Annotated in this window: 21 protein-coding genes and 2 tRNA genes; 6 read left to right on the forward strand and 17 right to left on the reverse strand. The window is 59.0% G+C overall.

The annotated features are described in order from the left end of the window. Positions 1 to 11: 11 nt before the first annotated feature. From BUC24_RS11980 to BUC24_RS11990, 3 genes are all read right to left on the reverse strand, one after another. Positions 12 to 2297, reverse strand: coding sequence for a polysaccharide biosynthesis tyrosine autokinase (locus tag BUC24_RS11980; protein WP_073216132.1), 2286 nt, complete (start codon positions 2295 to 2297; stop codon positions 12 to 14). Between the two features lie 21 nt (positions 2298 to 2318). Beyond that, on the reverse strand, positions 2319 to 3422 hold the full coding sequence (locus BUC24_RS11985) for a polysaccharide biosynthesis/export family protein (RefSeq protein ID WP_073216135.1): 1104 nt from the start codon (positions 3420 to 3422) through the stop codon (positions 2319 to 2321). Between the two features lie 180 nt (positions 3423 to 3602). Further along, positions 3603 to 5516 carry a TonB family protein gene (locus BUC24_RS11990; protein WP_073216138.1) on the reverse strand — a complete coding sequence of 638 codons (1914 nt, stop codon included), beginning with the start codon at positions 5514 to 5516 and terminating at the stop codon, positions 3603 to 3605. Between the two features lie 46 nt (positions 5517 to 5562). Between BUC24_RS11990 and BUC24_RS11995 the strand changes: the two genes are divergently transcribed. The 3 genes from BUC24_RS11995 (at position 5563) to BUC24_RS12005 (ending at position 8562) form a co-directional block, all read left to right on the forward strand. Continuing rightward, the gene (locus BUC24_RS11995; protein ID WP_229448187.1) at positions 5563 to 6366 is read left to right on the forward strand and encodes a substrate-binding periplasmic protein; all 804 of its coding nucleotides are present in this window, start codon (positions 5563 to 5565) and stop codon (positions 6364 to 6366) included. Positions 6367 to 6469: 103 nt separating this feature from the next. Continuing rightward, positions 6470 to 7843, forward strand: coding sequence for an MBL fold metallo-hydrolase (locus tag BUC24_RS12000; RefSeq protein WP_073216145.1), 1374 nt, complete (start codon positions 6470 to 6472; stop codon positions 7841 to 7843). Positions 7844 to 7875: 32 nt separating this feature from the next. Further along, the gene (locus BUC24_RS12005) at positions 7876 to 8562 is read left to right on the forward strand and encodes an SOS response-associated peptidase (RefSeq protein ID WP_178372532.1); all 687 of its coding nucleotides are present in this window, start codon (positions 7876 to 7878) and stop codon (positions 8560 to 8562) included. Positions 8563 to 8902: 340 nt separating this feature from the next. On the opposite strand, the gene BUC24_RS12010 is transcribed toward BUC24_RS12005, so the two are convergent. Both BUC24_RS12010 and BUC24_RS26305 read right to left on the reverse strand, forming a co-directional pair. Beyond that, on the reverse strand, positions 8903 to 9682 hold the full coding sequence (locus tag BUC24_RS12010) for a DUF4386 domain-containing protein (RefSeq protein WP_073216152.1): 780 nt from the start codon (positions 9680 to 9682) through the stop codon (positions 8903 to 8905). Positions 9683 to 9841: 159 nt separating this feature from the next. Next, entirely contained in the window at positions 9842 to 11470 is a 1629-nt protein-coding gene (locus tag BUC24_RS26305; protein ID WP_178372533.1) for a chitinase, read from the reverse strand. Between the two features lie 367 nt (positions 11471 to 11837). On the opposite strand from BUC24_RS26305, the gene BUC24_RS26935 reads away from it, so the two are divergent. Together BUC24_RS26935 and BUC24_RS26310 are read left to right on the forward strand one after the other, a co-directional pair. Next, entirely contained in the window at positions 11838 to 12014 is a 177-nt protein-coding gene (locus tag BUC24_RS26935; RefSeq protein WP_178372534.1) for a hypothetical protein, read from the forward strand. A gap of 70 nt (positions 12015 to 12084) precedes the next feature. After that, a complete protein-coding gene (locus BUC24_RS26310) occupies positions 12085 to 13104 on the forward strand; it encodes a rhomboid family intramembrane serine protease (RefSeq protein WP_083598890.1) in 1020 nt (339 codons plus the stop codon). Between the two features lie 8 nt (positions 13105 to 13112). Here BUC24_RS26310 and BUC24_RS12030 read toward each other — a convergent pair whose 3' ends face one another. From BUC24_RS12030 to BUC24_RS12065, 8 genes are all read right to left on the reverse strand, one after another. Further along, positions 13113 to 14255, reverse strand: coding sequence for an acyltransferase family protein (locus BUC24_RS12030; protein WP_307188462.1), 1143 nt, complete (start codon positions 14253 to 14255; stop codon positions 13113 to 13115). Between the two features lie 361 nt (positions 14256 to 14616). Then, positions 14617 to 15273, reverse strand: coding sequence for a 5,6-dimethylbenzimidazole synthase (gene bluB, locus BUC24_RS12035; RefSeq protein WP_073216161.1), 657 nt, complete (start codon positions 15271 to 15273; stop codon positions 14617 to 14619). A gap of 123 nt (positions 15274 to 15396) precedes the next feature. After that, a tRNA-Arg gene (locus BUC24_RS12040) sits at positions 15397 to 15473 on the reverse strand. Positions 15474 to 15545: 72 nt separating this feature from the next. Beyond that, positions 15546 to 15622 (reverse strand) — tRNA-Pro (locus BUC24_RS12045). A gap of 81 nt (positions 15623 to 15703) precedes the next feature. Next, the gene (glmM, locus tag BUC24_RS12050) at positions 15704 to 17044 is read right to left on the reverse strand and encodes a phosphoglucosamine mutase (protein WP_073216165.1); all 1341 of its coding nucleotides are present in this window, start codon (positions 17042 to 17044) and stop codon (positions 15704 to 15706) included. 18 nt (positions 17045 to 17062) lie between these two features. Beyond that, positions 17063 to 17899 carry a dihydropteroate synthase gene (gene folP, locus BUC24_RS12055; RefSeq protein ID WP_073216168.1) on the reverse strand — a complete coding sequence of 279 codons (837 nt, stop codon included), beginning with the start codon at positions 17897 to 17899 and terminating at the stop codon, positions 17063 to 17065. A gap of 100 nt (positions 17900 to 17999) precedes the next feature. Continuing rightward, positions 18000 to 19886 carry an ATP-dependent zinc metalloprotease FtsH gene (gene ftsH / locus BUC24_RS12060; RefSeq protein WP_073216171.1) on the reverse strand — a complete coding sequence of 629 codons (1887 nt, stop codon included), beginning with the start codon at positions 19884 to 19886 and terminating at the stop codon, positions 18000 to 18002. A 182-nt stretch (positions 19887 to 20068) separates the two neighbouring features. Continuing rightward, positions 20069 to 20755 carry an RlmE family RNA methyltransferase gene (locus tag BUC24_RS12065; RefSeq protein ID WP_073216174.1) on the reverse strand — a complete coding sequence of 229 codons (687 nt, stop codon included), beginning with the start codon at positions 20753 to 20755 and terminating at the stop codon, positions 20069 to 20071. 40 nt (positions 20756 to 20795) lie between these two features. Here BUC24_RS12065 and yhbY point away from each other — a divergent pair, with 40 nt between their 5' ends. Next, positions 20796 to 21263: a ribosome assembly RNA-binding protein YhbY gene (yhbY, locus tag BUC24_RS12070; protein ID WP_073216177.1), complete on the forward strand. Its 468-nt coding sequence runs from the start codon at positions 20796 to 20798 to the stop codon at positions 21261 to 21263. A gap of 121 nt (positions 21264 to 21384) precedes the next feature. Here the strand turns inward: yhbY and BUC24_RS12075 are convergent, their stop codons facing one another. The 4 genes from BUC24_RS12075 to carA all read right to left on the reverse strand — a co-directional run bounded on the left by BUC24_RS12075 (position 21385) and on the right by carA (position 26768). Continuing rightward, positions 21385 to 21804, reverse strand: coding sequence for a DUF4149 domain-containing protein (locus tag BUC24_RS12075; RefSeq protein WP_073216181.1), 420 nt, complete (start codon positions 21802 to 21804; stop codon positions 21385 to 21387). Next, a complete protein-coding gene (greA, locus tag BUC24_RS12080) occupies positions 21804 to 22283 on the reverse strand; it encodes a transcription elongation factor GreA (protein WP_073216184.1) in 480 nt (159 codons plus the stop codon). The genes BUC24_RS12075 and greA overlap by 1 nt, the downstream gene beginning before the upstream one ends. Positions 22284 to 22373: 90 nt before the next feature. Beyond that, positions 22374 to 25604, reverse strand: a complete 3231-nt coding sequence (carB, locus tag BUC24_RS12085) for a carbamoyl-phosphate synthase large subunit (RefSeq protein WP_073216187.1) — start codon at positions 25602 to 25604, stop codon at positions 22374 to 22376. Then, the gene (gene carA / locus BUC24_RS12090; protein ID WP_073216190.1) at positions 25605 to 26768 is read right to left on the reverse strand and encodes a glutamine-hydrolyzing carbamoyl-phosphate synthase small subunit; all 1164 of its coding nucleotides are present in this window, start codon (positions 26766 to 26768) and stop codon (positions 25605 to 25607) included. Positions 26769 to 26835: the final 67 nt, after the last annotated feature.

Consider the following 26835-nt stretch of genomic DNA (forward strand, 5'->3'; position numbering starts at 1 on the left):
CTGGCACCACCCTACTCGCGGCTTTCCAGCTGCGGGACATGCCCGTATGAAAATTGATAGGCATAGCCGCCTATGCGCAGGGGCATGTCGTTGAACACCACCCCTTGCGGGGCGATGCCGGCGTGATTGAGGCGCTTGACGGACTCGGTGATCTCGCCTTCGGTGGTAATGCCGGCGCGCGCCAGGATGAACACCGCCCCCACGTGGGCACCGATGATCAGCACATCGGACACCGCCAGAATCGGCGGTGGGTCGATCACCACCATGTCATAGTCCGCGCTGACCGTGTCAAGCAAGTTCGAGAAGTTGAGATGCTGTAAAAACTCGGCCCGGTTGGGCGGCAAGGCACCGGTGGGAATGAAGTCCAGGTTTTCCAGCACCCGGTGGTGAATGATGTGTTCCAGCGGCATGGCGCCGGCAATGGCCTTGGTCAGGCCCTGCTCCCGGCTGACCCCGAAATAGCGGTGCAAATGGCCGTTGCGCAAGTCAGCGTCGATCAGCAGCACGCGTTTGCCGCTGGCGGCAAGCACGGCCGCGAAATTGGCGGCCACGAACGACTTGCCCAGGCCGCGCCCCGGTCCGGCAAACATAATGATGTTGTTTTTCATGTGCGGCATGGAAAAGAGCAAGGCGGCGCGAAAGCTGCGCAAGCTTTCGATGGCAATGTCTTCGGGGTAGGCTTGCGCCAGCAGGGGCAGATAGCCGGGAATATGGCGCGCCTTGCGCGCCAGCTTGTCCTGATTACTGCTGTGGGGAATGCTGGCATACACCACGCGCGCGCCCAGCAAGCGTTCGATCTTGTGCGGGTCGTCGATGCCGCCGGACATGGCCTTGCGTGCAAAGGCAATCAGGGTGCCCATAAACATGCCCGTGACAACTGCCAGGATGACGATCAGGGGCCGGTTCGGCTTGAGTGCTCGCTCCGGCGCCATGGGCGCGTCGATCAGGCGTACATTGCTGACCCGGCCCACCGAGATCAGGCGCAGTTGCTGCGCCGTATTCGACAGCGCCGTGTACAGGTCGGTGTTGACCTTGATTTCACGCACCAGGCGGGCCTCGTCCTGCTCCAGAGCCGGCAATGCGCGAATCTTGCTGGCCACACTGGCGATCTCGTCTTCCACTTCCTTGCGCTGCCGGTTCAGTCCGATGAGGATGGGGTGGTCCTCGGTGAAGCGGGTCAGCAGTTCGGTGCGTTTCTGGTCCAGATCGATGCGCCGAATTTGCGCCGAGGCCGCCTGTTGCAGGCTCATGCGCGCCTCTTCGCCCATGTCGATGGTGCCGTGACTGTTGCGGAAATTATTGTATTTTTCTTCGGACTGTTCGAGTTGGCGCTTCAGAGCCGGCAACTGCTCGTTCAGGAAGGCCAGCGATTTCTCTGCTTCCTCGGTCTTGCGCGCCAGGTTCTGGCGCATGTATTCGCGGCCGATTTCGGCCAGCATGCTGTTGATGCGCTGCGGATCGTCGCCCTGCAGCCTGACTTCAATGATGCCGGACTGCTTGCCTTGCTCGGAGATGACCATGGCCGTCTGGATGCGTTCGATTGCCGACAGGCGCGAAGAGCGGCGCAGCTTGAACTGGGCACCGTCGCGGCCATCGAGACGGTCGACACGCAGTTCGATGTTGCCGCTTTTGGTTACTGCCTTGAGCGTGTTGCCGACCCTGCCCTCATAGATGGCTGGCAGGCCGGCGCCACTGAGGTGGTAGCGCCCGCCACCGCGCGCGGTGATGGTGAAATCGCGGTTATACCAGCCTTCCGGCACGTCAAACACCGACACATCGGCGCGTTCCGGCCCCCACACATAGCCACCGTAGCCAAACACGCCCGGCTCGGACAATTCGGCTGCCTGGCGGTCGGCAAACCAGAAACCGACCACGGGGAAATATTTCGGGCGCACGTCGATATACAGTTGCAGGTTGTCGACCGCATGCGAGACGACCATGCGTGAACGCAGCAGCTCCATCTCCGCGATTGCCGCTTTTTTGGTTTCGAACAGGGACGACACTTCGCTCAAGATATTTTTGGAGGCGTTCGGGCTCTCTTCCTCGACGTGAATCATGAGGTTGGCCTCGTACACCGGGCTGGCAATGAGCGCGTACACGATGGCCATGACGGTGACCAGCGCCGTGATGGCGCCAATCAGCCAGCGGCTGTCGTACAGGATATTGAAATAGCCCTTCAGATCGATGTCATGCGCATCGCGCTCGTATTCCGGCGCACGCGACGGCAGCGGCATGCTCAGAATCGGCACATTGTGCGTGACATTCTGCAGCGGGTGCGGCTCAGCTGGATGGTTCATCATCTTTCCTTCGCTGCAAAATCAAGGCCTGCTTGCGCTGACGGCCTGGGTGAGCGCCCCGGGGAAAATCATGCTGAGATTACGGTGCCAGTTGGCCAGCGACGAGGCCGCTACATACACCAGATCCTTGGGATGGAGCTCGAACGATTCAGCCATCGCCAGGGCGCCCGCCTGACGCGCATCGAGCTGAAACACGCGCGTGCCTTCGCTGCTTTTACGCACCACATAAATTTGCCTGGCGTCACCCGTGAGCGGGCTGATGCCGCCCGATTCGCCCAGCGCCTCATTGAGCGTCAGGCGCCCGTCGTGCATGGTCAGCGCCTTGGGCGCCACCACTTCCCCTGAGACAAAGACCTTGCTCTCGTCGCGCGAATGAACGCGCACCAGGTCGCCATGCGCGAGCATCACATTGCCCGGATTGATGCCGCTTGCAACCAGCGCGCGCAAGTCGATCAGGTAGCGCGTGCCGCCACGCTCGAGCGCGATGCGGCTCTGGTCGGCGGTGGGCAGCACGCCGCCAGCGCGGTTGAGCGCTTCGGTCAGGGTCATGGGAATGTCGTTAATGGCCTGCAAGCCAGGCTGCCTGACTTCGCCATCGATATACACGCGCTTGCTGCGGTAGGCCTGCACCCGCAAGGTGACATTGGGCGAAGCAATGTAACGTGCCAGGCGCCGCGTCAGCAGCATGCGCGCCTGCTCTTCGGTCAGGCCGGCCACGGTCAGCTCGCCTGCAAACGGAAACTGTACCCGCCCTTCGTGATCGACCACGAAGCCGGCCGGCGCCGGTGCCGGGCTCTCCATCGGGTTGCTTGCAGCGGCAATCCCCTGCCCCGCCAGTTCAGGATGATCCCAGACCACGATGGACAGGAGATCGCCGCTGCCGATCGTATATGGTGGCGGCGTCGGCACGACCAGGTGCGCGATGTCCTTGTTGATGTGCAGTTCGCGCTGGCGGCGCTCGGCTTCGATCAACTGCTCGGTGATGAGCTGGGTTGCCGGTCCGCCCGGCTCGGCCGGCAGGCCGGACTGGCGGCTCATGGGCCGGCTGGCACACGCCGTCAGGCAGCACGCCAGGAGGATGAGGGACAGACCGCGCAGGGCGTGCTCCCGCAATGGAATTTTCATGATGGTTGCCAAATTAAACACTGTCTGATCCAGAGTAAGGGAGCAGGCATGGCTCGACTTTGGCGTGGATCAAACGCTTGGCGCGGCGAACTCGAGTGTGAAATGGTCTGATGTGCGCGATGCAAGATGCCGGGTCAGGCTGGCGACCCGGGACCTTCCGCGGGGAATCGAGCGCTGACGCTAGCGCAATTCTTCCAGCAGTTTGAGCTTGTCATCGAAGCGCCAGACACGGCGGATCTCGATCACGTCGTAGCGCTGCGCAATTTGCGACGGGAACGGGGAATAGCGGGCGTTGACCCGCACGATGCGGCGAACCGCCTCGTCCATGTCGGCGCGGCCGCTGGAGATGATGATGGTGACATCTTCCACGGTGCCATCGCTGCGCACGGCAACACTGACCAGCGGATCGGTCTTGTCTTCATCGGCCCAGGCGCGCGGATAGTTGATGCCACCGTTGCGTTCGATTTTCTGGCGCCAGCTTTCCACATACATGCGCAACGGCAGATCGCGTTCGTTGGCACCAACGGCGACGCGGCGCCCCTCGCGCAGTGGCGGCGGCGTGCGCGGCGGATCCCCGCGCAACACGTCGAGTCCTTTGACCAGGTCGCGCGCGCGGTTGGCCGCATCGCTGCCGAGCATATTGCGTGGAATTTGCGGCCCGCCAGTGCCGCCGGCACCGGGGCCTTTGCCTTCGGTGCCGCTACCGCTGGACGGGGTGCCCGCAGGTGCGGTGCCGCGTGGCTGTCCTGCCTGCTGGGCCGCCTGCTGAGCGGCCTTTTGTGCAGCCTGGTCAGCGCGCTGCTGGTCCGCTTTCTGCTGATCGGCACGCTGCTGCGCGGCCCTTTCCTGGGCGGCCCTTTCCTGAGCAGCCTTTTCCTGGGCGGCCCTTTCCTGGGCGGCCCTTTCCTGCTCGATCTTCTGTTGCTCGGCTTTCTGTTGCTCGGCTTTCTGCTGCTCGGCTTTCTGCTGCTCGATCCGCTGCTGCTCGAGTTTTTGTTGCTCCAGCTTTTGCTGATCGAGTTTTTGCTGATCGAGTTTTTGCTGATCGAGCTTCTGGCGCTCCAGTTTTTGCTGTTCGAGCTTCTGCTGTTCCAGTTTCTGCTGTTCTTGTTTCTGCTGCTCGAGCTTCTGTTGCTGCAACTTCTGCTGCTCAAGTTGTTGCAGCTCGACTTTCTGTTGCTCTATCCTTTTTTCGTCGGCCTTTTGCTGATCTGCCTTCGTCTGTTGGAGTCGCTGCTGTTCAAGCTGTTGCTGTGCCAACTTTTCCTGGTCCAGGCGCTGCTGCGCAAGACGCGCCTGTTCCAGTTTCTGCTGCTCGGCCTTTGCCTGCGCGATCTGTTGTGCAGCGACCAGGTCGGACTGCTTGCGCTCGTCGTCCAATTTGGCTTGTTCGGCCAGCGCCAGCTGTTTTTGCAACCTCTCCTGCTCGGCCGCTTTGCGCGCTGCCTCCTGCTCCGCCAGCTTGGCCTCCTCAGCCAGTTTGCGCGCTTCCGCCTCCTCGGCGGCCTTGATCAAGCCTGCCTTGGCAGCAGCCGCTTCGGCGGCAGCGCTGGTCTCGGCATCGCCGTCGTCTTCGCCATGACGTGATTTCGCCAGATCAAGCGTCTTTTCTTCGGCCTCTTCCGGCCGTTCCAGCGGCACAGTAAAGTCGTTGCGCACATTGTCCTGGGTAATGACGCGCGCAGGTTCGACCACGGTATCGCGTGCAGGCACCGGCGGGCTGATGCGGCGGGCACGGCGCGGTTTGTCTTTCCTGACGGCTGGGCGGGCTTTGGGCGGCGGCGCAGGGGCAGGCGCCGCTTCCACCACGGGATTGACCAGGCGCATGCCAGTCGTTGCCAATGGCTTCGATGGCAATGGTGCTGGCGTATCGGGCACAGCGGCGGGAACGGGCTCCGGCACCGGGGCCGCAGGCGGCGCGGGTGCGATGCGCACGGTCAGCGGCGGCGCGGCGCCCTGCAAGCCCAGATTCGTGACCCCGAACTGCAACAGCAACAGCAAAGCGTGCAGCAGCAGCGACACCAGCAAGCCCCAGGCGAGGCGCCGGTCGGCCTGACTGGCGGATGACGCGCGCTGAACTGCTGGTGATGCCATAAAACCTTCTATTGGGGAGATCGCCCCCGAATTCTAAGCGAAAAGATTGCGCACGGTTGAATTTATAGGAGGAAAACTGAGTGCGCCAAGCAATACATGCCCGCGCTATGATGCTGCAATGAAGACTGGCTTCCTGTTATTTTCACTTTTGGGCATGTCGGGCCCGGTCTGGGCCGACACGCTGACCTTTGCCGTTTCGACTGGCAGCGCCATGCCAATGACGCAATTTCACGGTGAAATGCTGAGCTCGGGATTGCTGAAGGATTTTGGCGATGCTCTGGCGCTGGAGCTAAAGCTTGAGCCACGTTACCTGAATTTGCCGCGTAAACGGGTCGAGGCCGCATTGCTTGATGGACAAGCGGACTTATTATGCGATTTACGGCCTGAATGGCTGGACCGCAAGGGCTGGCTGTGGACCGGTACGGTTTTCTCGAACAATATGATCGTTGTCAGCCGTATCGATACCGCGACCTTGCCCGCGCTGTCCGGCCTGAGCGGGCAACGGGTCGGCACCCTGCTCGGCTACCGTTATCCCGAGATGGAGCAAGCGCTGGGACGCAGTTTTGCGCGCGACGATGCCGCCAGCGACGATCTGAATACCAGCAAGCTGCTCGGGAAACGCTTCAATTACATGGTGTCGAACTCGCTTTATTTCGACTATCAACGCATGGTCCATCCCCAGAGCGCCCAGCTCAACCCAGCCGTGCTGACAGTGCGTTCGTTCGACACCTTCTGTGCGCTGCCGCCCCGCGGCAAGCTGCAGTTGGACCGGGTCAACCGCGCCATTATTGCGCTTCGTCAGCGCGGTACCATGCGTGCCATTTACGAGCGCTACCGGCCCTCACGCTAGTGCCCCGGCTTGTCGGGCATCAAGGTCACTCCCAGGTCCCCAATTAGTATGGATTGATGCTTCGTCAGGCGCCGGGCGTGGGCATTCGGCACGGCCACCTGAAATGCCACCGGACATCGCCGCCATGACCAATCAGCTCAAGTTCGTCAACCATGCCAGTTTTTATATTGCCAACGGCGAAAGCTTGCTGCTGGTCGATCCCTGGGTGGAAGGGACCGTGTTTAACAACGGTTGGCGCCTGCTGGACAGCACAACGTCCAACGCGGGCCTGATTGGCGAGCTGGCAGCGCGCAAATGCAATACCTTCATCTGGTTTTCACACGAACATCCCGATCACTTTTCCATCACCTTCATCCAGAAACTCAAGCAAGCGTTTCCAGGCAAAGTAACCATGCTGTACCAGCAAACCAGGGACCGCCGGGTACTCGCCTTCCTCAAGAAAAATGGCTTCGACGTCATTGAATGCGCCCCCGGCATTACCATCACGCTTGACCGCAAGCTGTCCATTACCGTGTATCCCTTTGCCGAAGGCGATTCGTATTGCCTGATCCAATCGGGCAAACGGTTCATCCTCAATTTGAATGACTGCCCGGTATCGACCCAGGCCTTGTGCCGGAAGGTGCGCACAAGCATCGCGCCCGTCACCGACAAGATTGATATTCTCTTCACGCAGTTCGGCTATGCCAACTGGGTCGGCAACCCTTTCGAGCCAGGCTTGCGCAGGCGCGCCGCAGCCGAAAAGCGTGAGCGCATCAGTTTGCAAATGCGCACCCTGGCGCCGGGCCTGACGATTCCGTTTGCCTCGTTCGTGGCATTTTGCAGCATCGAAAACAGCTACCTGAACGACTATCAAAACTCGGCTTACACCATTCGGCAGTGGTCCAGTCTGTCGCAAGACACCGAGAACCTGCGGTTCATGAAGCCGGGCGACAGTGTCGATCTGGATCACGCCACAGCCGGCAATACAGTCCGCATGAGCCAGGCGGCGGTGGCGCATTGGGAGCAGTTAGGATGCATGACACGCCCTTTGTTGCCGCCTGAACCGAGCGCCAGTCTGGCCGACCTGAAAGCGGCATTTACCCGTTACCGCAAAGTCATCGCCGCCCACCTCCCGCTGCTGCCGCATGCGTTGGAGCGTCTCGGCCTGATCAAGCCGCTCCGGATTCACTTTCCGGATTTGCGTTTGAGCGTCAGGTTTTCTTACGTGTCGGGCTATATCGCTTTACCGCCAGGTAGCGCATTTGATATCTCGATGAGTTCAAGCAGCGCCGTGTTCATGTTTACGAACGAATATGGGTTTAACACCACGCACGTCAACGGGCGCTTTCGTACCGCCAACAACACGGCGCTGTTGCGCTTCTTTCGGTTTTTTATGCCGCAAAATATGGTTCGTCAGGGCTATGGCATCCGCCATCCGCTTGCCACCGCCACCCGCCTTGCCGGCAACGTGCTGGGACGCCTGCGCGCCGGGGCCTGACGCGCACAAAAAAACGCGGTACGATGACGCACATGTGCGCCAATTACACTCCCAGCAAACGCGAAGCCTTCAGTCACCATTACGGCCTGGAACGTGCGGCATTCGACTTCCCGCCTGAATCGTTCCCTGGTTACGTCGCGCCCGTGTTGCGCGAATCGCGCGAGGTGGCGGGCGAGATGGAATGCATACCCGCCGTGTTTGGCATGGTACCGCATTGGGCCGACATGAAGCTGGCCCGCCAAACCTATAACGCGCGTACCGAAACGGTCGCCACCAAGCCGTCGTTTCGCAATGCATGGAAACGCAATCAGTTCTGCATTGTCCCCGCGGAGAATTTTTATGAGCCGAACTATGCCAGCGGCAAGGCCGTGCGCTGGCGCATCGAACATGCCGATGCGCAGCCCTTGAGCATTGCGGGGATCTGGGAATGGAAGGCTGAAGGTCCGGACGGCTTACCCGTACTGTCATTTTCGATGCTGACGATCAATGCAGACAGCCACCCGCTGATGATGCAATTTCACAAGCCTGGTGACGAAAAGCGCATGCTGGTTCTGCTGGAACCGGACCAGTATCAAGGGTGGCTTGAGGGCGCGCTTGTCAACGATGATGCGGTCTATCAGCCCTACCCTGCCGAACGACTGGTCGCCTGCGCCGACCCGTTGCCACCGCGCAGCAAGAGCAAAGATCCACAGGGTTCGCTGGAACTAAAAGCTGCCTGAACAAAGGGCCTGTCCTACACGGGAACAAGGTGTGTGCTGACGGTGCCCACCTGGGTTTGGCGCGACCATGACGCTTGCTTTTACACTGGAGCGAGATCATGCATGGCGCACACGATACAGGACACGAACAATCGATTGGCAGCGATAGTCCGCAGGCGGTCGACGGTATTGCTGGTACCCATGCGGGAACGCAGGAACCTGCTGGGGCGCACGTGGATGCGGGTACGCCTTCGCCAGGCAAGCCGCCAGAAGATCAGGCAGATTCAGCCGAGCCAGGCAAGGCGCGCGCTATTCGAAATACGACCGCTGCCGCAACCGGGTCGATGACGGCGTTCCCCCATCAACGTGGCTTTAACGGTTCCGTCATTCGAGGCGGAAAGGCAGTGAGCGTATTCACGGGCTGCGGCTCGATCGGGCGGCGCTGACTCTGGCGCTGGGCCCCCATGATGAGCAGCCACAAGCCGATGGCGATCTCGCCCACGGCTGCCGGCATGCTTGCATAGTTGCCCATAAAGCTGTGCTTGTAATTCGCGACAAGCACGACGCCGCCCAGATCCACCAGATAAGCGACACAGCCAAACATCAGCAAGATACCTAAAAACTTCGGCAATACCCCCGATTTGAAGACCAGATAGCCGAACGGTGCCAGCCACAATCCCCAGAATAACTTGCTCACTAACAAACCGCTGGCATACTGGTCCAGCGCGAGCACAATCTTGGCGCTGAGCTGTCGCGGTGAATAGATGTGCAAGAGATTCGCATCATTTAATAACGACAGCACTTCAAACTGATGGCGCAGATTGCTAAGTGCAATCGGAACACTGAGCAAAGCAAACGTCACCATCAGCGCGCCAGCATAGCGTCCGTAGCCGGACAATAAACGGTACAGCACGAGTGGCAGGAGGAAAAAAGCCGTGTAGCACAGGACGGACGCCATCATGCCCAGGCGGTACAGGGTTTCGTCCTCGTGCAAACTGCGCACGATCTGCAGAGCGTTGCCGCGCAGGCCAAGGCCGGCCGGCACATATACCAGGCTGAACAAGCTAGTGATCACCACAATCAGATAAAGCAAACCGGCAAGTCTTGCAGTCTTGTTATTCGGCTGATCAGTGTTTAGCATGGCAATGTAGCTGGCACAAACGATAAGATATGTGGTTGAGGTAGCAAGATAAGCCCCCCACTATAGCCGATCTTGGGCAACATCGCTAAAAAAATAACAAAGGCCGGAGCCTGCAAGAAACAGACTCCGGCCTTCCGGCACGGCAAGGTACGCTTTTGCTTACGGCAAGGTCTTCAGGGTCGCCTTGACGGGAGCCGAGAAGTTGTAGCCGTCATGCTTGTCCCAGTTGATCGACCAGGTCATTACGCCGCGGAACTCCGGATAGGCTTTCACCGGTTTGATCGTGCCGCAATTGAGCAATTGTGTCAGACACTTGAGCGCATTATTCACGTTTGTCGTGGTGGTGAAGCCTGAGCCAGCCGAGCTTGGGCCAGACGGCACACCAAAGCCGACCTGATCCGGACGCAAACCTGCAAAGTTGTTGCCGCCGTAGGTAAAGCCCTCGATCAGCATCTTGGCCGTGGCCACCAGCTGATCGGTCGAACCAGCGGTGAGCGCACCGCTCGAGTACGGCGTGTAGATATTGCCGTTGTTGTAGTACTGCGGGTGCAAGATCGTCAGCTCGTTACGCAAGGCATTGATGATCGGAATGTACGCGCCCCAGATCGAGCCATAACTGGTGAACCCGCCTTCCACGTAGACCCATTCTGGCGCCATGGACAGATAGAAGCTGGCGCCAACCTTGGCTTTCAAATTCTTGACTGCAATCGGCAAGTAGGTCTGGATCGCCGCGCCCTGCGAGACGCCGTTTTCGAGATCGAGGTCGATCCCGTCAAAGCCGTACTTGGTGATGATCGCGTACAAGGAATTGGTGAAATTGGTCGCCTCGGCAGTCGACCCGACAGAGACCGAGCCATTCTGCCCGCCCAGCGAGAGAATCACCTTCTTGCCGGCCGCTTTCTTGGCCTTGATATCGGCAATGAACTGGGCTTCACTGCCCGCGTTCGGATCAAGTGTAAAGCTGACGTTACCGTTGCCCGCATTGTCGGCAAACGACACGACGATGACGTCCCAGTCATTGCTGACCTGTCCAATCGGGTAAGTATTACCAGCCGGATTGGTGAAGTTATGCCAGTAGCCAACCAGCGCGTGCTTGGCCAGACCTGGGGTTGGCGTTGGGGTTGGGGTTGGCGTCGGCGTCGGGGTCGGCGTTGGGGTCGGGGTCGGCGTTGGCGTTGGCGTTGGCGTTGGCGTTGGTGTAGGCGTCGTGCAATTGCCGCCGGCACCCCACAAGGTTGGCGAGTCCTTCGGATTCCAATTCGTGCCCACGTACGCGGTATGGGTAACAAGGGCCGTGTACGACACGCCCAGATAGCTGACAACTTTGCCAGCCGTGTAGGTAACGCCTTCCGCCCACACGGCGCAGGATGGCGTTGGTGTTGGTGTTGGCGTTGGTGTTGGTGTTGGCGTCGGTGTTGGTGTTGGTGTTGGTGTTGGTGTCGGGGTCGGCGTTGGCGTTGGCGTTGGCGTCGGGGTTGGGGTCGGTGTTGGCGTCGGGGTCGCGCCGCACGAGGTGCCTACAGTCCAAGGCTTCCCACTACCTGCTGCGCCGCTATTGGTCGCAGGATTGTCGCCCTGGGTCCAGTAGGCGGCAGTGTAGTTCACGCCATTGTAGCTAACGGTATTGCCGCCAGTGTAGACGGCGCTGCTGCTCCACGCGGCATAGCATACCGTTGTCTCGGCAAGCAATTTAGTTTGTTGATTCGATTGCGACGATTCGCCGCCGCAAGCCGCCAGTGTCCCGCCCACCAGGCCACAGATGAGGCTATTGATGATAGTCCTGTTCAATTTTGACTCCATTTTTTAAATGTTATATGACCGCCAGCAGCGGATGGTTCTACGACCGGTTTACGCGCGAAGCACGATGCAATGTTTCATAGAAAATAAGGTCGCAATACCAATATAACACCAATATGCATACATCGCATACCAAATTAGATCAGAGCAATACCAAAATTGCGGACAACAGCCGTTTGAAGAATCGCGCTTGGGCTGCGTCACTCTTGATATGCGGAAGTCCGGGCGAAACGTTCTCGAAAAAAATTGTGCCGACGCATAAGGCTCTTGATGGCCAGCGCTATTGTTACCTCACCTCTCCGAGAAGAGAGGAAATTCGCGGGAGGACGATTTTCTCCCACTCATCAAGGAGGATTGTATGCAAGAGCTAAATTTAGATGAGATTGATCAGGTCAGCGGCGCCCGGCGCGGTGCAGGATCGGCTGTCGCTGCAACACTAGGGTTGATGGCGTTTGCTGCAGCAAGTCCGGTCGTGATCGGGGTCGGATGTGCGGCAATTGTCGGACATTTTGTACTGGAATATTTGAATCAATAACGACGATTGAAGACATTCTCTGGCCCGGCCGGTAGTAATACACCGGGCCCCCTTTCACAAGGAGGCCAAAATGAATTGGCGATCGACATGCCGCTTCCCAATAACCAAGGTCGGCGAATGGCAAGTCAGCAAAACGGGCGCTGCCCAGCCTTCAGCATTGGGTCTTGCGGCAGTCCAAGAAGCAATCGCCAAGTGGCACCCTCTCTCATCGGTGTTAATTTCATCGCCCCACTCCACTCAACTGCTTCCCCCACTTTGCGTCGAAGAAATCAGCGCACAAGCCCACACGAAATTTTTATTCCGCAGTCGACTGAGCATTCAGTTTCTTTTACTCTGCGCATCGATATGTGCTCTGGCAGGGCAAGCGAATGATGCATCAGATGGATGGCAATTCGCGGCCTTACTGATCGGACTGTCCGCATTTTTGATGTCCGACTACGCCACAGTTTTACGCAAGATCGATGCAACGAAAGAGCGAGCACTATTCGCCAATTGGGTAAGAACAACATCCCGACCCGATCTTATATTTTGGGGATGCACCATGCTGGGAGCCGGCGCCACTCAGTTTGGGTGTGAATCGTGGCTCGGCGGCGCAGCACCCTACCTGCATCAATTTGGAACCACGTTCCGGGGTTTGGAACAAGGCGAATATTGGCGCCTGTTGACCGGCCCATTTATTCATCATGACCTTGTTCACTGGGCCAGCAATAGCTGTCTCACCGTCCTCGTCGGAATCATTTCGGCGAAGATTTCGCGTCCCGTTTCCGCCCTCACTTTCCTCACTGGATCAGCCGCAGGCGCCATCACAACCTGGCTAGTTGGAGATCCACTATTCACAAGTTACGTGGGCGTATCAGCCGGCACACTGGCAATGCTCGGTTTCTGCGCCGGCACCGCATGGCGCCATCCCGAGCTGTTTCCCAAAAGTTTTGCTTTCACACTTGTCTCATTTGGCGTCATGAACGTATTCGTCTCGTGGATTTATAGTCAGGACGCTGCAAACGAAGCACATGTAATAGGCATCGTCATTGGCCTACTTGCCGGATACCTCACCAGACCAAACAGAAAATTTTCAATCGAACAGCAATAGTTCACAGACTACATTTGCGTCGGCAAGGCCGCGAAATTGCGATAGCGCTGCGGCTGGCGCACGGCAGGCTGCCAGAGACGGCCCAGCGGGGCTTCAACAAGGTGGAAAAACAATGCTCCAGCGCCCAGACTGGCACCCCAGGCTACGAGCACGCCTGCGCCTTGCCAGTACGGATCGGTGGGAAAAAAACGCACGAAGGCTGCATTTACGACCAGACACACCGGGAAGTGCACCAGGAATATCGAATACGAGATCCGGCCAAGCCCATTGATGGATTTGAACACCCGGCTCGATTGCAGTGGTAAGCGGGCACGACCAAACAAATACAGCACCACCGCGACCGCTACCGCCAGGGCAATTCGTTCACGGAATTCAATCACCAAGGCAAGCAAGGTCGGCAGCAAGATCATGGCCAGCAACAGCAGCACATTGTGCGTCGGACGCGTGCGCTCGCTGGCCCACCATGCCACGATGCCCAGTCCGTAACTGCCAAAGAAGTAAGGCGCCCATACGTCCCAGTCGCCATCGAGGTTGAAGTACAACACGGACGCACTGGCACACAGCGCAATGGCAACCGGCATCAGCCATGGCCGTGTCTCACTGCCGGCAAGCCGTCCCAACAGCCAGAGCATTGCTGCAAACATGGCGTACAACTGGAAATCGATGGCAACATACCAGGCGCCGGCAGAGAGGGATTCATAGCCGAGTACGCCGTGCAGAAGAAATGCGTGGGCAAGCATCTGGTCCAGGCTGGCGGGTGGCGAAATCGAGTCGTGATTCATCCAGGTGCGCGCCAGGGCTGACGCTGCCACGGCCAGCATCATGGCCACCAGAAACGGCGGCACCAGCTTTGCGTAACGCTTCCAAATCGTCTGCAAGGGAGTGGACAAGCCTGCGAAGCCTTTCGGCGACAATGATTTGGCAGCGAGAAAGCCACCCATCACAAGGAACACCTGCACCGCCAGACGTCCCCAATCCTCCAGCCAGTCCAGCAGGGCCGGCATGATCGGGCGAGCGTAGTCCGACATGGGACCGTACAAGGCCAGGTGATGCAGAACAATCAATTGAGCCGCAGCTGCTTTCAACAAATTGATCAAGCCAAATTGCGGTCTGGCGTCTTTCACACCCACCGTCATCGGGAAAAATTCCAAAGGTACTGCCGCGACATCATCGCCATCTTCATCTTCCTTCTTGAAGGCACACGCGGGTATAGCCGCGTCCAGTGCCGAAATAGGTAGTGCAGCAAAAGCTGCAGCAAGGTCTGGACCGCGCGCGAGAACTTCAGGCGCAGCGGTGCGAATTTTTACAGATATGCAACTTGGATAGCAACACCGTTGACGCGTGCAATCGCACCGCACGTGTGCTTGGGGCAGCCACAAGGGCTGTTATCATAATGCCCACAGCGAAAAGACGCCAGTCTGCCAGAGTTCGGCTGCTCCGCCCTCTGCTTTCGCATTTGGTAACAATTTGTTGCAATAGTCTTTTAAGATAAGCAACTTTTGATCGAACACTTCAAACCGCCCCACCCCATTGATCGGTGTAGACCAGATCGACCAGCGTACGCCGCTGCGCCCAGGCTTCCATCTCCAGCATTGGCTTGGGATAAAATTTTTCAACGTGGCCCAGGCAGATGATTGCCACCGGCGTCGCGCCGGGCGGAATGGCCAGCAATTGGGCCAGCGCTTGCGGTTCAAATAAAGACACCCAGCCCATGCCCAGCCCTTCCGCACGCGATGCCAGCCACATGTTTTGAATGGCGCACGCGACTGAGGCAAGGTCCATTTCGGGCATGGTGCGGCGCCCGAAAATGTGGGCTTCACGCTGCCCCATGAGCGCTACAACGATGACTTCGCCGCACTCGCGCAAGCCCTCGACCTTCAAGCGCAGAAACGCGTCAGCGCGCTCGCCCAGGGCGCTGGCGGTACAGTCGCGCTCGGCTTCAACAAGTTGCACCATCTGTGCGCGCAGCGCAGCATCCTGAATCCGGATGAAGCGCCAGGGCTGCATCAGGCCGACACTGGGTGCCAGATGCGCCGCGCCAAGAATACGGGTCAGCACCGTCGGGTCAACGGCATCCGGGACGAAATGGCGCACGTCGCGCCGCTGAGCCATGACACGATAGATCGCATCGATTTCCTGTTGGGTAAAGTCTGGAATAGCTGTTTTCATATGCATTCTTTGCCAGGCCGATCGCGTGAGCGTGGGGCGCGCTGCCGGAAGGCAACCACTTCGAGCCAGCGAGGGCCCGTATTCTACCTAGGAAACACCAGCAGATGAGAGCAAATGAGGTTTTGGCCTGCCCAACAGGAATCGAACCTGTGACCCTCAGCTTAGAAGGCTGATGCTCTATCCAACTGAGCTATGGGCAGTCTTTGCCACGCAGAAAAGCGTAGCTGAAATGAAAACGGGCTGTCAATGAATGACAGCCCGTCCTTAATACTTGGTCGGAGTACAAGGATTCGAACCTTGGACCCCCTGGTCCCAAACCAGGTGCGCTACCGGACTGCGCCACACTCCGAAGGCTGTATTATACGTCGCCGCCGCAAACGCGTCAACTTCGCGAGGTGACGTATGTGCTAACGGCTATTGCGGACCGGAATCAGGCTGCGACTTTGTCCGCAATGCGGCGTGCCGATGATTCGGCCAATGCGGCCGACTTGGCTTCCACCATCACCCGGATCAGGGGTTCGGTGCCGGAAGCACGGATCAGCACGCGGCCAGCGTCGCCAAGTTCTTTCTCGGCAGCTTCTTTTTCAGCGACCATGGCAGGATTCTTGGTCCAGTCGAAGCCGGCTGGCACTTTCACATTGATCAGGGTCTGCGGGTACAAGGTCAGCTCGCTGCAGCATTCATCCAGGCCCTTGCCACTGCGCTTTAGCGCCGACAGCACTTGCAGTGCCGAAACGATACCATCGCCGGTGGTGTGCTTGTCCAATGCCAGCAAGTGGCCCGAGCCTTCCCCGCCAAACAGCCAGCCCTTCTCTTGCATGACTTCCAGCACGTAACGGTCGCCCACCTTGGCGCGGGCAAAGCCGATGCCCAGTTCCTTGAAGGCCACTTCGAGCGCCATATTGGTCATCAGGGTGCCCACGGCGCCGGCGACCGGGCCGGTTGACATGCGGTCGCGGACCATGATGTAGAGCAGCTCGTCGCCGTTGTAGACACGGCCCTTGCTGTCGCACATGACCAGGCGGTCGGCGTCGCCGTCCAGCGCGATGCCCAGGTCGGCGCGGTGCTCGAGCACGGCGTCGGACATGGCTTTTGGTGCGGTAGCGCCAAAGCCGGCGTTGATGTTAAAGCCGTCCGGCTTGGCGCCGATGGCGATGACTTCGGCGCCCAGTTCGTGGAACACGTGCGGGGCGATATCGTAGGCCGCGCCATGGGCGCAGTCGACCACGATGCGCAGACCGCGCAAGTCCAGCTCGTTCGGGAAGGTGCTCTTGCAAAATTCGATGTAGCGGCCCTGCGAGTGTTGCAGGCGCTTGGCGCGGCCCATTTTTTCGGGCGACACGCACTCCATCGGGACATCAATCATTTCTTCGATTTCCAGCTCGACCGCGTCAGCCAGCTTGGTGCCGTGTTCGGAGAAGAACTTGATGCCGTTGTCCTGGTAGGGATTGTGTGAAGCGGAAATGACGACGCCGGCCGACAGACGCAAGGCCCGTGTCAGGTAGGCAACGGCCGGCGTGGGCGTCGGCCCTGCCAGCAGCACATCGACCCCGGCAGCATTGAAGCCGGCTTCCAGGGCCGATTCCAGCATGTAGCCGGAAATACGGGTGTCTTTGCCAATCAGCACAGTCGGACGGCCAGTGGCGGAGCTGCTGGACTTGGCCAGGACCTTGCCGGCCGCGTGGCCGAGACGCATCACAAAATCAGGGGTGATTGGCGCCACGCCGACCAGACCGCGGACACCATCTGTACCAAAATATTTACGTGCCATATGTGCTCTTCTCAAAAATTAATTTTCGGTGGCAAGGTGCCACACGTTCAAGGCATCCACCGTTTCGACTACATCATGCACGCGCACGATGCGGGCGCCGTGCGCTACCGCAGCGAGCGCGCCCGCCAGATTGCCTGCCAGACGCCGCTCAACCGGCTTGCCGGTGGCCGCGCCAATCATCGACTTGCGCGACAAACCAGCCAGCACCGGCAGGCCCAGTTCGCGCTGGATCGTGCCAATGTTGCGCAGCAAGGCAAAATTATGCTCCACCGTTTTGCCGAACCCAAATCCCGGATCCACGCAGATGCGTTCGCGTTCGATGCCAGCGCCGACCATCGCTTCCACGCGTTCCTTCAGGAAACCGATTACTTCATTCACCACGTCTACATAATGCGGGTCGCGCTGCATGTCGTGCGGCTGGCCCTGCATATGCATCACGCATAGGCCACAATCGCTCTCGGCCACCGCCGCCAGCGCACCAGGTGCACGGAAGGCGTTGACGTCGTTGATCATGTCGGCCCCGGCCAAAATGGCTTCACGCATCACTTCCGGCTTGTACGTATCGACCGAGAGTGGCTTGCCCATCTCGCGCAAGGCGTACAGCACGGGCATGATGCGTTCCAGTTCCTGCGCCAGCGGCACACTGGGCGCCCCTGGCCGGGTGGATTCGCCGCCGATGTCGATCATGTCGACGCCTTCGGCAATCATTTCCTCGGCGCGGGACACGGCAAATTCAAGCGACTGGAACTTGCCCCCATCGGAGAACGAATCCGGCGTCACGTTCAAAATCCCCATGACCAATGCCTTGCGCCCCAGGGAAAAGCCAAAACGGCCACATTGCAGATAATGTCGCATTCAGTTTCTTGATTGGATTGTATTGCAAATCATGAAATAAAAATGCCGCTCTGTTGTTGCCAGAGCGGCATTATATACTGCAATTCAGATATGAAACGAATCAGGCGGGCGCGGTCGCGTTTGGCGAGACGCCGTCCGAACCATTGTCACCCGAAGGTGGACGTTTGGTCAGGATGCCCGACTTGGGCGCACGTGGCTCGTTGCCTGCCATGATGTCGTTGATCTGGTCAGCGTCGATGGTTTCCCAGTCGAGCAGTGCACGGGTCATTTTTTCGACTTTGTCGCGGTTTTCTTCAAGCAAGCGGCGCGCCAGGGCGTACTGCTTGTCGAGAATGGCACGAATTTCAGCGTCGACCTTTTGCTGGGTCGCTTCAGAAATGGTCTTCGTGGCACCACCGAAGAAACCTTCGTTCTCGCTGTCTTCGTAGACCATGACGCCCATACTGTCGCTCATGCCGAAACGGGTCACCATCGAGCGCGCCAGTTTGGTGGCACGCGAGAAGTCGTTGGAGGCACCGGTCGACATCTGGCCGACGAAGATTTCTTCGGCAATACGGCCACCGAACAGGATCGAGATCTCTTCCAGCATCTTGTCCTTGTAACCGGACAGCGCATCGTGCTCTGGCAACTGCCAGGTCAGGCCCAGTGCATAGCCACGCGGCATGATCGTGACCTTGTGGACAGGATCGGCCTTGGGCAGCAGCTTGGCGATCACGGCGTGGCCAGACTCGTGGTAAGCAGTGTTGCGGCGCTCTTCTTCGCGCATGACCATCGACTTACGCTCAGGACCCATGTAGATCTTGTCTTTCGCGTCTTCGAAATCGGTCATTTCCACCAGGCGCTTGCTGCGGCGGGCCGCAAACAGCGCTGCTTCGTTAACCAGATTGGCCAGGTCGGCGCCCGAGAAACCAGGCGTGCCACGGGCCAGAATGTCGGCCTTGACGTCGGTTGCGATAGGTACCTTGCGCATATGCACGTTCAGGATCTGTTCACGGCCGCGGATGTCGGGCAAGCCAACCATGACCTGGCGGTCGAAACGGCCTGGACGCAGCAGTGCCTTGTCCAGCACGTCGGCACGGTTGGTGGCCGCGACGACGATCACGCCAGAGCTTGCTTCGAAGCCGTCCATCTCAACCAGCAACTGGTTCAGGGTCTGTTCACGTTCGTCATTGCCGCCGCCCATGCCGGCACCACGATGGCGGCCAACAGCATCAATCTCGTCAATAAAGATGATGCAAGGCGAATGCTTTTTGGCATTCTCGAACATGTCGCGCACGCGGCTGGCGCCCACGCCGACAAACATTTCAACAAAGTCGGAACCGGAAATCGAGAAGAACGGCACCTTGGCTTCACCGGCAATGGCGCGCGCCAGCAGAGTCTTACCCGTGCCCGGTGGGCCCACCATCAGTACACCGCGGGGAATACGGCCGCCCAGCTTCTGGAACTTGGTTGGGTCTTTCAGGAAATCGACGATTTCGTTGACTTCTTCTTTCGCTTCGTCGCAACCGGCGACGTCGGCGAAGGTGACGGTATTGTTGGTTTCATCCATCATGCGCGCTTTGGACTTGCCGAAGGAGAAAGCACCGCCCTTGCCGCCGCCCTGCATCTGGCGCATGAAGAAGATCCATACGCCAATCAACAGCAGCATGGGGAACCACGAAATCAAGATGGTCGACAGGAAGCCTTGCTCTTCAGGCGGCTTGGTGTCGAAATGGACGTTGTTATTGACCAGGTCACCGATCAGACCACGGTCGAGCTGGGTGGTGGTGGTGGTGACCTTGGAATCATCAGTACGGGTCGCGGTGATCTGGTTGCCCTGAATCAGGACATCCTTGATGCGGTTCGCTTTGATTTCCCCGAGCAGTTCCGAGTAAGCAATGGTTTTGCTGTTGCCGCTCGTGCCTGCCCCCTCGAAATTGCGGAACAGCATGAATAACAGCAGGGCTACGACTACCCAGATGGCCGACTTGGAAAACATATTATTCACGAAAACTCCTTCGATGCAGGCGCATCTTCTACCGATTTCAGAACGCCGATTTTACTCGTAATAAGCAGCCGGTGCCACGCGCGCCCCGCTGCGGGGTCGAAAAAACTGGCGAAAACCCGCGATTCTTACTCAATTCGCATGCTTTTCGCACTGTTTTCCCGTCTGATGTGCGGCCCAAGTCGTCAAATATCAAGGGCTGAATCGTCTTCCAGTGCGGTGTTGGTGGCAGATGGATTCTTTAATCCTTTGCCAACAAGGAAAATCTCGGAGGATTTGTCCCGGCTCGCCTTCGGTTTGATCTGTTTCACGACCTTGAATTCAGCACGGAACTTTTCAACGATCTGGCTAAAACCCATGTCTTTAAAACACTTTACCACCAGCGCGCCCGACGGCTTCATGTGAAACTGCGAAAACTCGATTGCCAGGTCGATCAAATGCTCCATGCGCGCGGCATCGGCGGTGGGAATACCCGACAAGTTAGGCGCCATGTCCGACAGCACCAGATCGCATTTGCGGCCAGCCAGAATGGTATCAAGCTGACGCAGGATGCGCGCCTCGCGGAAGTCGCCCAGAATAAAGTGCATATCGGCGATGGGCTCCATCGGCAGCATGTCGAGCCCGATAATGGTGCCATTGATGCCCCCGCCGTCTTTACCGGCCAGCTTGCGGCGCGTGTACTGGCCCCAGCTGCCCGGCGTGCAGCCAAGGTCGACGATGACCTGGCCGGGTTTGATCAGCTTTTCACTCTCGTCAATTTCCTTGAGCTTGTAGGCGGCGCGTGCACGGTAACCCTCTTTCTGCGCCAACTTGACGTAGGGGTCGTTGATATGGTCGTGCAACCAGTTTTTGTTTAATTTGTTCTTGGCCATTCGCGTAGAATACTGCTTTTAAAGGATTATCTAAAATATTATGCAAAAACTTACACCCGTCGAGCGCAGCGCCCTGCGCGCTGAAGCCCACGGCCTGAAGCCGGTCGTGATCATTGGCGAAGCGGGCTTGACGCCCTCCGTCATGAAAGAAATCTCGGCCAGCCTCGATTCGCACGGCCTGATCAAGGTCCGCGTGTTCGGCGACGACCGCGAGATGCGCACGGAAATTTACGAAAACATCTGCACCGAACTGCAAGCCCATCCGGTTCAGCACATCGGCAAGCTGCTGGTGATCTACCGCCCGAAAAAGGAAGTGGTCAAAGAGCGCAGCACCAAGTCCGGCAAGGGCATGCGCGAAGTGACCATCGTCAAGGCCAGTGCCAGCGGCACCAAGCGTCCAAGCGTGACCAAGGTCATGATCAAGGGAAATGAGCGCGTGACAGAAGGTGGTTCAATCAAGCGCGCGAAACCGCGTCAGAAGAGCACCAAGAAGAGCGTGCTGGCTTAAGGTCAGTCACCACATCGCCCTCGCGGAGGCGGGGGCCTATAGCATGCTGAACAACTTCGGTAATGTGGCATAGGTCCCCGCCTTCGCGAGGACGATGTTGTAGCTAATCTTAATGGGGTGGCTACGGGTTCTTGACTACCAGTATTACCGCCAGCACCGCCTGCACCAGGTACAGCACCATCGAGACCCCGTGCAGCATGCCGAAGCTGGCTCTGTCCCCTGCTTCGCGCATCGATGCCATCACCGGCTGCAGGCCGAAGTGGCTAACCAGAGTGCATACCAACATCCCCACCACGATCAGCACCAGCGTCTTGCGTCGCTGAACCGTCACGTCCTTTGCGGCGTACAGCAAGCCGATCACGGCGGCCCCACACACCAGCGACAACCACGCCTCCACCCGAAACATGCTGCCAGCAATCGTGCCGGCCAGCGCGCGGTCTGCCAGCGTGCCGAACAGCGTCGGCGCGACCAGATAGCCGACCGTCCACAGGCTACCCGCCCACAGCGTGATCAGCAGCAGCCGCGCCTTGGCGAGAAGCATCAGATGTATTTGACTTCGAGGATTTCGTATTCGCGTGGGCCGGACGGCGCCTGCACTTCCACCACGTCGCCGGCGTACTTGCCGATCAGCGCGCGCGAAATTGGCGAGGTCACGGAAATCTTGTTCAGCTTGAGATCCGCTTCGTCAAGGCCGACGATCTGGTAGGTCACTTTCTGGCCGTTTTCCAGGTCTTCCAGGTCGACCGTCGAGGCAAACACCACGCGCCCCTCGGCGTCCAGGGTGGCCGGGTCGATGATCTGGGCGGAACCAAGCTTGCCTTCGAGTTCGGCGATACGGCCTTCAACGAAGGCCTGGCGCTCCTTGGCAGCGTCGTATTCCGCGTTTTCGGACAGGTCGCCATGCGAGCGCGCTTCTGCGATCGCGTCGATCACGATGCGGCGTTCCTTGGTCTTGAGCTGGTGCAGCTCTTCCTTGAGCAGTTCGGCGCCGTATTTGGTAAGTGGAACAGTAGTGTTCATATCGTATTAACGTTTCTACGCAAAAGTGAAAACCACAGAGGCGCGCAGCAATACTGCGCGAGCTCTGTGGTTAAGGGTACTGCCAACGGCTTAGTTTAAGGTTTTATGCAGACCTTGTAAATCATACACGCGCAACTCGTCGAGATGACGCATGCCTTCGACCGCAGCCTCGGCACCCGCTATTGTAGTGTAAGTCGTCACGCGCGACGCCAAAGCCGAAATCCGGATGGCGCGCGAGTCGACGATCGCACTGCGTTTCTCTTCCACGGTGTTGATCACCAGGGCGATCTCGTGGTTCTTGATCATGTCGACCACGTGCGGACGGCCTTCGATCACCTTGTTAACTGCCTGGCAAGGAATGCCGGCGGCGTTGATGACGGCGGCGGTGCCCTTGGTGGCGGCAACCTGGAAGCCCATCTCGTGCAGGTCACGTGCCACCTTGATGGCGCGCGGCTTGTCCGAGCCTTTCACCGACAGGAACACCTTGCCAGTTTCCGGCAGCTTGACGCCGGCGCCCATCTGCGACTTGACGAAGGCTTCACCGAAGGTCATGCCAACGCCCATGACTTCACCGGTCGACTTCATCTCTGGTCCGAGAATGGTGTCGACGCCCGGGAATTTCACGAACGGGAACACGGCTTCTTTCACGCTGTAGAACGGCGGGATCACTTCCTTGGTGATGCCCTGCGCCGCCAGGCTCTGGCCGACCATGCAGCGCGCGGCGATTTTCGCCAGCTGCAGACCGGTGGCCTTGGACACGAATGGCACCGTGCGCGATGCACGCGGGTTCACTTCCAGCACATACACGGTGTCGCGCATTTCGCCATCGCGTTCCTGCTTCTGGATCGCGAACTGCACGTTCATCAGGCCAACCACGTTCAGGCCCTTGGCCATCAGCGAGGTCTGGCGCTTGAGTTCTTCAATCGTCTCGGGCGTAAGCGAATACGGTGGCAGCGAGCAGGCCGAATCGCCCGAGTGCACGCCAGCCTGTTCGATGTGCTCCATCACGCCGCCAATGAAGGTGGTGTGACCGTCGGAGATACAGTCCACGTCCACTTCAATCGCGTCGTTCAGGAAGCGGTCCAGCAGCACGGGCGAATCGTGCGATACCTTGACCGCTTCACGCATGTAGCGCTCCAGGTCGCGCTGCTCGTGTACCACTTCCATCGCGCGGCCACCCAGCACGTAGGAAGGACGCACCACCAGCGGGTAGCCGATTTCCTGGGCCAGTTCGATGGCTTCGGGTTCGGTGCGCGCAGTGCGGTTCGGCGGCTGGCGCAGGCCCAGCGTCTGCAGCATCTGCTGGAAGCGCTCGCGGTCTTCGGCAGCGTCGATCATGTCCGGCGACGTACCGACGATCGGCACGCCGTTCGCTTCCAGATCCAGTGCCAGTTTCAATGGGGTCTGGCCGCCGTACTGGACGATCACGCCCACCGGTTTTTCAAGGGCGACGATTTCCAGCACGTCTTCCAGGGTCAGCGATTCGAAGTACAGACGGTCGGAAGTATCGTAGTCGGTCGACACGGTCTCCGGGTTGCAGTTGACCATGATGGTCTCGTAGCCGTCTTCACGCATGGCCAGCGCGGCGTGCACGCAGCAGTAATCGAATTCGATACCCTGGCCGATACGGTTCGGGCCACCGCCCAGCACCATGATTTTTTTCTTGTCGCTAGGGTTGGACTCGCACTCTTCATCGTAAGTGGAGTACATGTAAGCGGTGTCAGTCGAGAATTCGGCCGCGCAGGTGTCCACCCGCTTGTACACCGGACGAATGCCCATCGCGTGGCGCGCTTCGCGCACCGCCTTGTCGGTGGTATGCAGCAGGAAGGCCAGGCGGCGGTCCGAGAAGCCTTTTTGCTTGAGCTTGTACAGCAGCGGCTTGTCGAGCGCGCCCAGCGACTGGGTGTCAAGCCACAGTTCGATGTCGACGATTTCCTTGATCTGGATAAGGAACCATGGATCGATGTGGGTCAGCTGGTGCACTTCTTCCAGCGTGAAGCCTTGAGCAAAGGCGTCGCCCACGTACCAGATGCGGTCCGGGCCAGGTTCGCCCAGTTCTTCTTCGATCTTTTCGCGGTCCTTGGTCTTTTCGTTCAGGCCGTCCACGCCCACTTCCAGGCCGCGCAGCGCTTTCTGGAACGATTCCTGGAAGGTGCGGCCAATGGCCATCACTTCACCCACGGACTTCATTTGCGTGGTCAGGTGCTGGTCGGCAGCGGGGAATTTTTCGAACGTGAAGCGCGGGATCTTGGTGACGACGTAATCGATCGATGGCTCGAACGAGGCCGGGGTGGCGCCGCCGGTGATCTCGTTGCGCAGTTCGTCGAGCGTGAAGCCGACCGCCAGCTTGGCCGCCACTTTGGCGATCGGGAAGCCGGTGGCTTTGGATGCCAGCGCCGACGAACGCGACACGCGCGGATTCATTTCAATGACGATCATGCGGCCATCGTCCGGGTTGATCGCAAACTGCACGTTCGAGCCGCCGGTGTCCACGCCGATTTCGCGCAGCACTGCCAGCGAGGCGTTGCGCATGATCTGGTATTCCTTGTCCGTCAGCGTTTGCGCCGGCGCGACCGTGATCGAGTCGCCCGTGTGCACGCCCATTGGATCCAGGTTTTCGATCGAGCAGATGATGATGCAGTTGTCCGCCTTGTCGCGCACCACTTCCATCTCGTACTCTTTCCAGCCGATGAGGGACTCTTCAATCAGCAGTTCCTTGGTCGGCGAGGCTTCCAGGCCGCGCTTGCAGATGGTTTCGAATTCTTCTTCGTTGTAGGCGATGCCGCCGCCCGTGCCACCCATGGTGAACGATGGACGGATGATGGTCGGGAAGCCCAGCTCGCGCTGCACTGCCCACGATTCTTCCATCGAGTGGGCCACGCCCGAGCGCGCTGAACCGAGACCGATCTTGGTCATCGCTTCCTTGAACTTGGAACGGTCTTCGGCCTTGTCGATCGCTTCCGGCGAGGCGCCGATCAGCTCCACGTTGTACTGTTTCAGTACGCCGTTGTTGTGCAGGTCGAGCGCGCAGTTCAGCGCCGTCTGGCCGCCCATGGTCGGCAGGATCGCGTCTGGACGCTCCTTGGCGATGATGCGCTCGACCACCTTCCAGGTGATCGGCTCAATGTACGTCACATCGGCCATTTCGGGGTCGGTCATGATGGTCGCCGGATTGCTGTTGACCAGGATGACTTTGTAACCCTCTTCGCGCAGAGCCTTGCAGGCCTGGGCGCCGGAATAGTCGAACTCGCAAGCCTGACCGATGATGATCGGGCCCGCGCCAATAATCAGAATACTTTTAATATCACTACGCTTTGGCATTTAATTTTTCTCCGCGGCTTGCATCAGGCTGATGAAGCGGTCAAACAGGTAACTGACGTCGTTTGGTCCTGGCGACGCTTCCGGGTGACCCTGGAAGCAGAACGCAGGCTTGTCGGTGCGGGCAAAGCCCTGCAGCGAACCGTCGAACAAGGACACATGGGTCACGCGGCAATTGGCCGGCAGGGTTTGCGCGTCGACCGCGAAACCGTGATTCTGCGAGGTGATCATCACCTTTTTGGAATCGAGATCCTGCACCGGGTGGTTGGCGCCGTGGTGGCCGAATTTCATTTTCAGGGTCTTGGCACCGGAGGCCAGCGCCATGATCTGGTGGCCCAGACAAATGCCGAAGGTCGGAATGCCGCGCTCGATCAGTTCTTTGCTGGCCGCAATGGCGTAGTCGCACGGCTCCGGGTCGCCCGGGCCGTTGGCCAGGAAGATACCGTCCGGGTTCAGCGCCAGTGCGTCGGCCGCGGTGGCTTGCGCCGGCAGGACCGTCACTTTGCAGCCGCGCTCGGTCAGCATGCGCAGGATGTTGCGCTTGACGCCGTAGTCGAAGGCCACCACGTGGTACTTGGCATCCTTCAATTTGCCGTAGCCCTCGCCCAGCGTCCATTCGGTTTCGGTGAACTCGTAGGCAGTGGTGGTCGAAACCACCTTGGCCAGGTCCATGCCCGTCAGGCCGGGGAAGGAACGGGCCAGGTCCAGCGCTTGCGCTGGCGATGGCTCGTTGCCCTGAGTTCCCGTCAGGATGGCGCCGCTCTGCGCACCTTTTTCGCGCAGCAGGCGCGTCAGCTTGCGGGTATCGATGCCGGCGATGGCGACGATGCCTTCAGCTTTCAGGTAATCAGAGAGGGATTGGGTGGAACGGAAATTCGATGCCATGAGAGGCAGGTCACGGATAATCAGGCCGGCGGCGCTGACTTTACCACTTTCGACGTCTTCGGGATTGACGCCGGTATTACCAATATGGGGGTAAGTCAGTGTGACGATCTGACGCGTGTAACTGGGGTCGGTCAGGATTTCCTGGTAACCGGTCATGGAAGTATTGAAAACCACTTCCCCGGTTGTATGGCCGGCGGCGCCAATGGAAATACCTTTAAATATCGTTCCGTCTGCAAGCGCTAGAATGGCTGGAACGGCTGGGCCAGAAAAAAATGGCGGCAAGGGCAACTCCTGATAAAGTTACCGTAGCTGCGCCACGTCAGTTCCGACTGCCATGCGTCCCGAGCAG

It is taken from the genome of Massilia sp. CF038 (genome assembly GCF_900129765.1).
Taxonomy (GTDB): Bacteria; Pseudomonadota; Gammaproteobacteria; order Burkholderiales; family Burkholderiaceae_D; genus Telluria_A.